The sequence below is a fragment of the Streptomyces sp. MB09-01 genome (assembly GCF_033794505.1).
In the GTDB taxonomy this organism is placed as follows: domain Bacteria; phylum Actinomycetota; class Actinomycetes; order Streptomycetales; family Streptomycetaceae; genus Streptomyces.
In genome coordinates this window covers 1-9,850 of the sequence record NZ_JARAYQ010000287.1, presented here as the reverse complement: position 1 = coordinate 9,850, position 9,850 = coordinate 1, and the positions used below count along the sequence as shown (strand labels likewise).

At 69.4% G+C, this 9,850-nt stretch carries 10 protein-coding genes; all 10 read right to left on the bottom strand.

The window, feature by feature from the left end; all coding sequences use genetic code 11:
• Nucleotides 1–1,009, bottom strand: a 1,009-nt coding sequence (locus PV721_RS36945) for a DNA polymerase IV (protein WP_319732226.1), incomplete at its 3' end; no start/stop codon positions are given.
• Between the two features lie 44 nt (nt 1,010–1,053).
• Nucleotides 1,054–1,692 carry a MerR family transcriptional regulator gene (locus PV721_RS36940; protein ID WP_319732224.1) on the bottom strand — a complete coding sequence of 213 codons (639 nt, stop codon included), beginning with the start codon at nt 1,690–1,692 and terminating at the stop codon, nt 1,054–1,056.
• A 190-nt stretch (nt 1,693–1,882) separates the two neighbouring features.
• A complete protein-coding gene (locus tag PV721_RS36935; protein ID WP_319732222.1) occupies nt 1,883–2,356 on the bottom strand; it encodes a bifunctional nuclease family protein in 474 nt (157 codons plus the stop codon).
• Nucleotides 2,357–2,419: 63 nt separating this feature from the next.
• Nucleotides 2,420–3,181 carry a MerR family transcriptional regulator gene (locus PV721_RS36930; RefSeq protein WP_319732220.1) on the bottom strand — a complete coding sequence of 254 codons (762 nt, stop codon included), beginning with the start codon at nt 3,179–3,181 and terminating at the stop codon, nt 2,420–2,422.
• 70 nt (nt 3,182–3,251) lie between these two features.
• The gene (locus tag PV721_RS36925) at nt 3,252–4,196 is read right to left on the bottom strand and encodes an FHA domain-containing protein (RefSeq protein WP_319732228.1); all 945 of its coding nucleotides are present in this window, start codon (nt 4,194–4,196) and stop codon (nt 3,252–3,254) included.
• A gap of 85 nt (nt 4,197–4,281) precedes the next feature.
• Nucleotides 4,282–5,136 carry a DUF881 domain-containing protein gene (locus PV721_RS36920; protein ID WP_319732218.1) on the bottom strand — a complete coding sequence of 285 codons (855 nt, stop codon included), beginning with the start codon at nt 5,134–5,136 and terminating at the stop codon, nt 4,282–4,284.
• A gap of 5 nt (nt 5,137–5,141) precedes the next feature.
• A complete protein-coding gene (locus PV721_RS36915; protein ID WP_007262894.1) occupies nt 5,142–5,474 on the bottom strand; it encodes a small basic family protein in 333 nt (110 codons plus the stop codon).
• Nucleotides 5,471–6,379 (bottom strand): DUF881 domain-containing protein, encoded by a 909-nt coding sequence (locus tag PV721_RS36910; RefSeq protein ID WP_319732212.1) that lies wholly within the window; start codon nt 6,377–6,379, stop codon nt 5,471–5,473. The genes PV721_RS36915 and PV721_RS36910 overlap by 4 nt, the downstream gene beginning before the upstream one ends.
• A 107-nt stretch (nt 6,380–6,486) precedes the next feature.
• On the bottom strand, nt 6,487–8,982 hold the full coding sequence (locus PV721_RS36905) for a mannose-1-phosphate guanyltransferase (RefSeq protein ID WP_319732211.1): 2,496 nt from the start codon (nt 8,980–8,982) through the stop codon (nt 6,487–6,489).
• A 100-nt stretch (nt 8,983–9,082) separates the two neighbouring features.
• On the bottom strand, nt 9,083–9,673 hold the full coding sequence (locus PV721_RS36900; protein ID WP_319732210.1) for a CDP-alcohol phosphatidyltransferase family protein: 591 nt from the start codon (nt 9,671–9,673) through the stop codon (nt 9,083–9,085).
• Between the last annotated feature and the right edge of the window lie 177 nt (nt 9,674–9,850).

The window sequence follows — 9,850 nt, the reverse complement described above, 5'->3', positions numbered from 1 at the left end:
GCAGTCGCACCCCTCCCGTGGTGTCCACGCCCTCGAGGAGCCGCGCCGCGGCCTCCCGCACCACAGCGGGGTCGTCCGTGGGCCCGCGCAGCGTCTCGGACCGCGTCAGCGTCGAGAAGTCGTACCGCCGCACCTTCAGCACGATCGTCCGCCCCGAGTGCCCCGAGCCCCGCAGCCGCTGCACACACCGGTCGGCGAGCCGCTGCACCTCGTTCCGGATCCGTACCCGGTCGTGCAGGTCCACGTCGAAGGTGTCCTCGACCGACACCGACTTCGCGTCCCGCTCCGCGACCACCGGCCGGTCGTCCAGCCCCAGCGCCATCCGGTACAGGCCCACGCCGTGGGCACGCCCGAGCATCCGGACCAACTCGTCCTCCCCGGCCTCCGCCAGATCCCCCACCGTGGTGATCCCGGCGCGGCGCAGGTGCTCCCCCGTGGCCGGCCCCACCCCGGGCAGCGTCCGTACGGACATCGGCGCGAGCAGCTCGCGCTCGGTTCCCGGCTCGATCAGCAGCAGCCCGGCGGGCTTGGCCTCCTCGGACGCCACCTTGGCCAGCATCTTGGACCCGGCGAGCCCCACCGACCCGCTGAGCCCCGTGGCGGCCCTGATGTCGGCCCGCAGCCGCTCCCCCGTCGACCGGGCGGTCAGCGAGTCGAAGGCGACCCCGCCCGCCTCCAGGTCCACGAAGGCCTCGTCCAGGCTGAGCGGCTCCACGAGCGGCGACAACTCCCGCAGCAGGGCCATAACCACGTCACTGACCTGCCGGTAGAGGCTGAAGCGCGGGATCAGGTAGGCGCCGTTCGGGCAGAGCCGCCGCGCCTGCGCCGTCGGCATCGCGGAGTGCACCCCGAACCGCCTGGCCTCGTACGAAGCGGTGGCGACGACCCCGCGCGGCCCCAGCCCGCCGACGATGACGGCCTTGCCCCGCAGACTGGGCTTCGACGCCTGCTCCACGGAGGCGTAGAAGGCATCCATGTCCAGATGCAGAATGGTCGGCGCGGCTCTCACAGCACCGATGCTGCCCTACGGCACTGACATTTCTCCGGCCCGGTTCAGACGGCGCGGTTGCGGCGTGCAGCCAGCTCGTCCGTCGGGTTGTGCCCGACCAGGGTCTCGCCGGTGTCCACCCGCTCCCCGTGCAGCTGCGAGAGCGCGCTCTCGACATCGCGCCACACCACCCCCACGGCGATGCCGAAGATGCCCTGTCCGCGCTGGAGCAGGCTCACGACCTGGTCCGGCGAGGTGCACTCGTACACGGTGGCACCGTCGCTCATCAGCGTCATCCGCTCGAGGTCCGAGAACCCGCGGTCACGCAGGTGCTGGACCGCAGTACGGATGTTCTGCAGCGCCACCCCGGTGTCCAGGAAGCGCTTGACGATCTTGAGGACCACGACGTCGCGGAAGCTGTAGAGCCGCTGGGTGCCGGAACCGTAGGCGGGGCGCACACTCGGCTCCACCAGTCCGGTCCGCGCCCAGTAGTCCAGCTGCCGGTACGTGATGCCGGCCGCGGCGCACGCCGTCGGCCCGCGGTATCCGATCTGCTCGGGCGCCGGGTCGCCGCTCACCGGTCCGACCGGCGTCGACTCCGGCTGACGGCGCGCGGAACCGACCGCGCCACCGTGCAGCGGGTACGGCCCAGCGTCACTCCGTACGGGGGTGCCCCCGGTCGTACCGTCGCCCGTGATCCTCACGCCGACCCTCCGTCCTTGACCTGCCCACCTCGAAGGTAGGCAGTCACCAGGGGTGCGTCAACGATCGCCACACTCGGCACGCCGAGTGATAATCACCCTGAGAGTGGTTTCCCGTATCCCGTTATGGGGAAAGGCTAATCGAATGGGCTGAAAGTTCCCCGCGGATCGCGCGGGCGACGCGGCCCACGCCTCACTGCGGGCCGGTGCCGAAGTCCTCGGGCGAGATCTGGTCGAGGAACTCGCGGAACTTCTCCACCTCGTCCTCCTGCTCGTCCGGAATGGCGATACCGGCGTCGTCCAGCACGCCGTCACTGCCGTAGATCGGCGTCCCCGTCCGCAGGGCCAGCGCTATGGCATCGGAAGGCCGCGCGCTCACCTCGACCCCACTGGCGAAGACGAGCTCCGCGTAGAAGACGCCCTCCCGCAGATCCGTGATCCGGACCTGGGTGAGCTCCTCGCCGATCGCCTCCAGCACGTCCTTGAACAGGTCGTGCGTCAGCGGCCGGGCAGGGGCCATCCCCTGCTGCGCGAAGGCAATGGCGGTCGCCTCCCCTGGACCGATCCAGATGGGGAGGTACCGGTCGCCTCCCACTTCACGCAGGAGCACGATCGGTTGGTTGGAGGGCATTTCCACCCGGACACCCACAACGTCGAGCTCGTTCACACAGCAACCCTAGGACCTGCCCGGCAGGTTTGGGTAGTCGGGGCTCCACTCCGACCAGCGCGGTCAGCGCAACCGGACTCCCAGAGCGGTCTGCACGAGGGCCTCGTGGAGCCGCACGGACAGCCCCGCCAGCTCCTTCAGCGTGGCCTCCGCATGGGCTCTGGTCTGCGGGTTGCGGTGCCGGCGCAGCGGTGCCACGACCTGCTCCACCAGGCCCGCCTCACGGTCGGCGGCGGCCTTCATCGCGCGCAGGTGCCGCGGCTCCAGACCGAAGCGCCCCAGATCGGCCACGAGCCGGGCCACCGTGACCGCCTCGGCGTCGAAACCACCGCCCGGCGCCTCGGCCAGCAGCCCGTACGACTCCCACTCGGCCAGCTGGCCCTCGTCCACGTCGGCGGCGGCGATCAGCTCCGCCCGGCCCACCCGGGCCACGGTGGGGCGCTCGCGCCCGACCTCGCCGTACACGGCCGCCGGGCTGGTGGGATCGCCGGAATCCCCGTGCGCAGTGGGCGCCGGGATCCGGATCTGCTCACCGCGGGCGAGCGCGTCGAGCTGCTCGCGGATGACCTTCAGCGGCAGGTAGTGATCGCGCTGCAGACGCAGGATGCGGGCGAGGCGCTCCACGTCCTCGGTGCTGAACTTGCGGTATCCCGAAGGGGTGCGCCGGGGCTCGACGAGCCCCTCCGCCTCCAGAAAACGGATCTTCGAGATGGTGACTTCGGGGAACTCGTCACGCAGCGTGGTGAGCACCGTGCCGATGCTCACCAGCCGCCCGGCCGAGCCGGTGGTGCCGTTCCCGGCACCGCCTGTCGGGTTGCGCAGCATGGGACCTTCCCTGGGAAGCCCCGGACCGGGTCCGGGGGTGGGGGTCCCCCCGGACGGAGTCCGGAAGGGGTCAGATGCCCCGCAGGCTCGCGTAGAAGACCAGCCGGTACTTGCCGATCTGCACCTCGTCACCGTTGTGCAGGGCGACGGAGTCGATCGGTTCCCGGTTCACGTACGTGCCGTTGAGGCTGCCCACGTCGGAGACGGTGAAGCCGCCGTCCGGGCCCCGGCGGAAGTCGACATGACGCCGGGAGACGGTGACGTCGTCCAGGAAGATGTCGCTCTGCGGGTGCCGGCCCGCCGTGGTCAGCTCGCCGTCCAGCAGGAAGCGGCTACCGGAGTTGGGGCCGCGCCGCACGATGAGCAGGGCGGAACCGGGGGGCAGCGCTTCCACCGCGGCCTGGGCCTCGGGGGACAACGAGGACGACACGTGCGTTTGTCCCGACACCTCGGCCTCGTAGGCCTCCAGGCCCGAGATCGAGATGGTGGACGTGGTCTCCGAGGCACGCTCCGGCGTCAGACCCGGCCGCAGCGGCGCCCCGCAGTTGGAGCAGAACCGGCTGGCCGCATCGCTGCGGTGTCCGCACCTGCTGCAAATCTGCTCGGCCGACATGGACGGCTCCTCGCGCCGCGGCTGCCCCGCGGAGGCATTGGTGGCGTACGGGTCGGGGGCAAACCCTCCACCCGCAGTTGAGGTTGATGGTTCACCGAAACCTATGCCTCCGGTACCGGCAGGGTCAACGGACGACGCGCCGTGGGCGCCCGAAACATCCCCCGGGCCGGCAACCTCGTCACGGAAGAGCGGCCGGTCGCCCTGCCCTTCCACGTCCCCGTGCCCGGCACGGTGCCGTGCTGCACCGCTGTCCTCGCGGTTCTTCTTGCCGAACAACTTCTCAAACAACTTCACGGGCGATTCCCCTTGACCGAAACAGACCCGCCCGTGGGGCAGGACGAACTCCGAATGCAGACACCTGCCGACCCGGACATTCTCACAACGTCCGTAACCACCAGACAGTTTCCACCACGCACCGCGACTTCAGTGCGCCGACCCCCCGCAGGCATCCGCCCGCGTGAGACGCTCCACCCTCCACTCCAGTTCCTCACGATGACGACCGAGCGTAGTCAGGCTGCTTCGCAGCCCGCAAGGCATCCACAACGATCTTCGCCGACCGTGTGACGGCAACGGTCGCCTGCTCCTTCTCCAGCGTCTGGACGACACCACCGGGAATGTTGAGCGCGGGCTCCAGATCCTGGGGCTTGCCGATCACCCTGAACTCGTAGGGTTGTGTGATCTTCTTGCCGTCGATCGCGACCCCGCCGTTCTCGTCGGAGAAGTACGAGCCGGCCACGATGCGCACACCGTTGATCTGGATCGCCTCGGCCCCGGCCGCCCGCAGCTCCTGAAGGGTGTCCAGCAGCTGGTCGGACTGCACCTGGCCCGTGGGATCGGTGATCTTCAGCGTGATGCCCGGCCCCTGCGCTGCCACCGTACCGGCCAGGATCCCGAGTTGACGCTCCTTCTCCACGGTCTGCTTGCGGGCCTCCTCGGCCTGGTTGGAGCTGCTCTCCAGCTCCCTGCGCTGATCCTCCAGCGCCTGCTTCTCCTCTTCCAGGCGCTTCGTCCGCCCGTCGAGCTCGTCCAGGATCCGTACGAGGTCCTCCTGGCGCGCCCCGCGCAACGCGCTGGAGTCGCTGTTCGACCGGACCTGGATGGCCAGTCCCAGCCCCAGGACGAACAGCAGCAGCGCGACGATCAGTTGGGCCCGGCTCACCCGCAGCGGCCACAGCCCGGCCGCGAGCCGCTGCCGGCCGGTCTCCTCGGGCGGAGCGGCGGCCTGCACGGGCTCCTGCACCGGCTCCTGCGCAGGCTGCTGCACGGGCTGCGCCGGTACGTCCTTCGGCGGCTGCCCTGCGGGCCCCGGTCCCGACTCCTCGGGACTCCCGTTCGTACTCATCGGCCTCACGCCCGGAACACGTGCCGGCGGATGGCCGCGGCGTTGGAGAAGATGCGGATGCCGAGGACCACGACCACACCCGTGGACAGCTGCGAGCCGACGCCGAGCTTGTCACCGAGGAAGACGATCAGCGCCGCCACCACCACGTTCGACAGGAACGAGACCACGAAGACCTTGTCGACGAAGATCCCGTCGAGCATCGCGCGCAGACCGCCGAACACCGCGTCCAGCGCCGCCACCACGGCGATCGGCAGATAAGGCTCCACCACGGCCGGCACTTCGGGCCGGACCAGAAGTCCGACCACCACTCCGGCCAAGAGGCCCAGTACCGCGATCACGATGCACCCTTCTGCTGCTCTACCGGTGTAGCTGTACGTACGGTCAGACTCGACGCGGCCGGCAGCCGCACCTCGTCCATGGCTGACAGGGTGGAGCGGATCCCGTAGCTCTCCTGCAGCACGTGCAGGTACTGGCCGTCCGCGGAGTCCTGGAAGGCCGTGCCGAGCCGCTTCTTGTCCCCCACCGCCAGCACCTCGTACGGCGGCACCAGCGGCCTGTTGTCCACCAGTATCGCGTCACCCGCGGCCCTGATCGCCGAGAGCTCCGTGAGCCGCTGCCCGTTGATGGAGACGGCTTCCGCCCCGGACTGCCACAGGCCGTTGACGATCTTCTGCATGTCACGGTCGCGGAGCCGGCCGGTGTCCGAGAAACCGGCGCTCTCACGCGGTTTGCCACCGCCCCCGGAGGAAGCGCCCTTCGCATCGTCCACGACCAGCTTGAGCCCGGGCCCGCGGACCTCCGTGGCACCGGCCAGCAGCGCCACGAGCTCGCCCTGGCCCCCGCCGGGCTGCTTCAGTGCCGCACGCTGGCGGGCCGCGACATCGGTCCGTAGGCTGTCGATCTGCCGTTCCAGGCCGTCCGCGCGCTCATCGGCCCGCTCGACCCGGTCGATCAGCTCGTGGCGCTCCTTGGCCAGCACCGGCGCGGCTAGCCGCGCCTCGGCCGCACCGAGCGTGACGACAACGGCGGTGATCATGAGTCCGGCGGCGAGCCCCAGTTTGGCCTTGAGGGTGCGGGGCAGTCCCGCCGTTCCGTCCGCCTCGCGCCGGGCCGCGGCCTCCGCGTAGCCCTCGTCGAGACCATGGTCCATCACGTGCGTCAGCAGCGACATGGAAGCGTCCGGGCGCGGGGGCACAGGAGACGCCGGAGTCCGATCGTGGGGCGGCTGCGACATGCCGCACATCGTCGCATGTCGGCGCCGTACACACCCAATGCGCCCGTCCGGTGGGCCGGAGCGGTCCTCCCGCACCCGGCCCACCGGACTCGTGTCCTACGTCGCGGCGCGGGCGCTCAGTGCCCGGCCCCGTCCACCACGGCCGCCCATTCGTCGAGCAGGGCCTGCGCGGAGGCGTCGTCGGGGCCTTCGGCCCACAGGTGGGTGACCGCCTCCGCCGGGTCCGGCAGGACCAGCGCCCACCGTCCGTCGGCCTCGACCACCCGTACCCCGTCGGTGGTGTCCACCTGCCGGTCGCCGGCGGCCTCCACGACCCGACGCATGACGAGCCCCTTCACCGCCCACGGCGTCGGAACATCGCGCTTGAGCACGTGGGCCCGCGGAATCCGGGCGTCGATCTGGCTCAGCGTGAGCTGCGTGCGAGCCACCAGACCGAGCAGCTGCACGAACGCCGCCGAGCCGTCGAAGACACTGCTGAACTCCGGAACGATGAAGCCGCCCCGGCCGTCGCCGCCGAAGATGGTGTTCTCCGCACGCCCCACCCGGGTCAGGTCGTCGGGCGACGTCGTCGTCCACTCCACCTGCGTGCCGTGGTACGCCGCCACCTGCTCGGCGACCCGGGTCGTGGTCACCGGCAGCGCGACCTTGCCGCTGCGCTTCTCCGCGGCCACCAGGTCGAGCATCACCAGCAGCGCGCGGTCGTCCTCGATGATCCGTCCGCGCTCGTCCACGAGGGAGATCCGCTCGCCCACCGGGTCGAAACGCACCCCGAAGGCCGCCCGAGCCGAAGCGACGATCTCCCCGAGCCGCACCAGCCCGGCCCGCCGGGACTCGCTGGTCTCCGTCGGCCTGGACTCGTCGAGCCCGGGATTGATCGTCAGGGCGTCCACGCCGAGCCGCCCGAGGAGGCTCGGCAGAACGAGCCCGGCGCTGCCGTTGGAGGCGTCCACGACCACCTTGAGCCCGGCATCACCGATCCCGGTGGTGTCCACCCGCCGCAGCAGCGAGCCCGTGTAGGCATCGAAGACGCTGCCCGGGAACTGCAGGTCTCCGATCTCGCCGGGGAAGGCGCGCCGGTACTCCTGACGTGCGTACACCCGGTCCAGCTTGCGCTGCTGCTGGAGCGAGAGGTCCGCTCCGCGCTCGTCCAGGAACATGATGTCGACCGAGTCCGGCACACCCGGCGAGGTCCGCAGCACGATCCCGCCGGCGGTGCCCCGCGCGGTCTGCTGCCGCGCCACCGGCAGCGGTACGTTCTCCAGGTCCCGTACGTTGATCGCGCTGGCTTGCAGCGCCGAGATCACGGCCCGCTTGAGCGCTCTCGCGCCTCGGGAGTGGTCACGGGCCGTGGTGACCGTCGCCCCCTTCTTCAGCGTCGTCGCATAGGCGCCGGCGAGCCGGACCACCAGCTCGGGGGTGATCTCGACGTTCAGGATCCCGGAGACTCCCCGCGCGCCGAACAGATGGGCCTGTCCGCGGGACTCCCAGATCACGGACGTGTTGACGAAGGCGCCGGCCTCGATCGTCTTGAAGGGATAGACCCGCACGTTCCCCTGAACGATCGATTCCTCGCCGACGAGGCACTCGTCACCGATGACGGCCCCGTCCTCGATCCGCGCGGAACGCATGATGTCGGTGTTCTTGCCGATGACGCAGCCGCGGAGATTGCTGTGGGGCCCGATGTACACGTTGTCGTGGATGACGGCCTTGTGCAGGAAGGCCCCGCTCTTGACGACGACGTTCGACCCGATGACGGTGTGCTCGCGGATCTCCACGCCGGCCTCGATCTTGGCGTAGTCCCCGATGTACAGGGGCCCGCGCAGCACCGCGTCCGGGCTCACCTCGGCCCCTTCGGCGATCCACACCCCGGGCGAGATCTCGAAGCCGTCCATCTCGATGTCGACCTTGCCCTCGAGCACGTCGGCCTGCGCCTTGACGTAGCTCTCGTGCGTGCCGACGTCCTCCCAGTAGCCCTCGGCCACGTAGCCGTAGATGGGCCGGCCTTCCTTCATCAGCTGCGGGAAGACATCGCCGGACCAGTCGACGGAGACGTCCGGGTCCACGTAATTGAAGACCTCGGGCTCCATGACGTAGATGCCGGTGTTGACGGTGTCGGAGAACACCTGGCCCCAGGTCGGCTTCTCGAGGAAGCGCTCGACCTTGCCCTCCTCGTCGACGATCGTGATGCCGAATTCCAGCGGGTTCGGCACCCGCGTCAGGCACACCGTGACGAGTGCGCCCTTCTCCTTGTGGAAGCGGATCAGATCGGTGAGGTCGAAGTCGGTCAGCGCATCGCCGGAAATGACGACGAAGGCGTCATCCTTCAAGGCCTCCTCGGCATTCTTCACACTGCCGGCGGTGCCGAGTGGCTTCTCCTCGTTGGCATAGGTGAGCTCCATTCCGAGCTCTTCGCCATCCCCGAAGTAGTTCTTGACGAGCGACGCCAGGAACTGCACGGTGACCACGGTCTCGCTGAGCCCATGGCGCTTGAGCAGCCTGAGCACGTGCTCCATGATCGGCCGGTTGGCCACCGGCAGGAGCGGCTTGGGCATGCTCGAGGTCATGGGGCGAAGACGCGTACCTTCGCCACCGGCCATCACGACGGCCTTCATGTCGGAAGAATCCTCCTTGAGAGATGACAGTCGTGCCGACTCTCACCCGTCTCGGTCGGTGACTCCGCAACTCCTCCGCGTCATCCGGCGCCGGTCGGGCTCAATCGGCCGTGGCGTCCGCCTTCACGAGACGGCGGACTTGAACCACGTAAAGGATTCCTGCCCACCAATAGAGGGTTGTACCCCATCCCGCGAACGCCCATCCGAAAACTGACCCCAACCAGGCCAACCAACCCGTGCCATCACTGAGCAGCAGCAAGGGAAACGCGTACATCAGGTTGAAGGTCGCCGCCTTGCCGAGGAAGTTGACCTGGGGGGGCGGATAGCCGTGACGGCGCAGGATCCACACCATGACCAGCAACATCAGCTCACGCAAGAGCAGTGCTCCGGTGAGCCACAGCGGCAGCAGCTCGCGATAGGTCAGACCGAAGAGCGTCGACAGGATGTAGAGGCGGTCCGCAGCCGGATCCAGCAGCCGGCCGAGCTTGCTGATCTGATTCCAGCGCCGCGCGAGCTTCCCGTCGAGGTAGTCGCTGATCCCGCTGAGCATGAGGACGGCCAAGGCCCATCCGTCGTACTCCGCGAGGATCAGCCACAGGAACACGGGCACGCCGGCGAGGCGAGCCATGCTCAGGATGTTCGGAATGGTGAAAATTCGGTCAGTCTGAACCCGAGTCTCCTGGACCTCCACCCGGGGGCCTCCACTGTGACTGTAGAAAACGGTCGTTCGATGCCCCCTGACCCTACAGGAGACCGCACACGTGCCCGGAACGCAGAAAAGCCCCGCACCGAACCCGAAGGTTTGGTGCGGGGCTTCCGCAATGATTGTTCGGCGGCGTCCTACTCTCCCACAGGGTCCCCCCTGCAG

Excerpts from the sequence above, each read along its gene's own strand:
- PV721_RS36905 (WP_319732211.1), bottom strand. The coding sequence starts at position 8,982 with ATGAAGGCCGTCGTGATGGCCGGTGGCGAAGGTACGCGTCTTCGCCCC.
- PV721_RS36920 (WP_319732218.1), bottom strand. The coding sequence starts at position 5,136 with ATGAGTACGAACGGGAGTCCCGAGGAGTCGGGACCGGGGCCCGCAGGG.
- PV721_RS36910 (WP_319732212.1), bottom strand. The coding sequence starts at position 6,379 with ATGTGCGGCATGTCGCAGCCGCCCCACGATCGGACTCCGGCGTCTCCT.
- PV721_RS36930 (WP_319732220.1), bottom strand. The coding sequence starts at position 3,181 with ATGCTGCGCAACCCGACAGGCGGTGCCGGGAACGGCACCACCGGCTCG.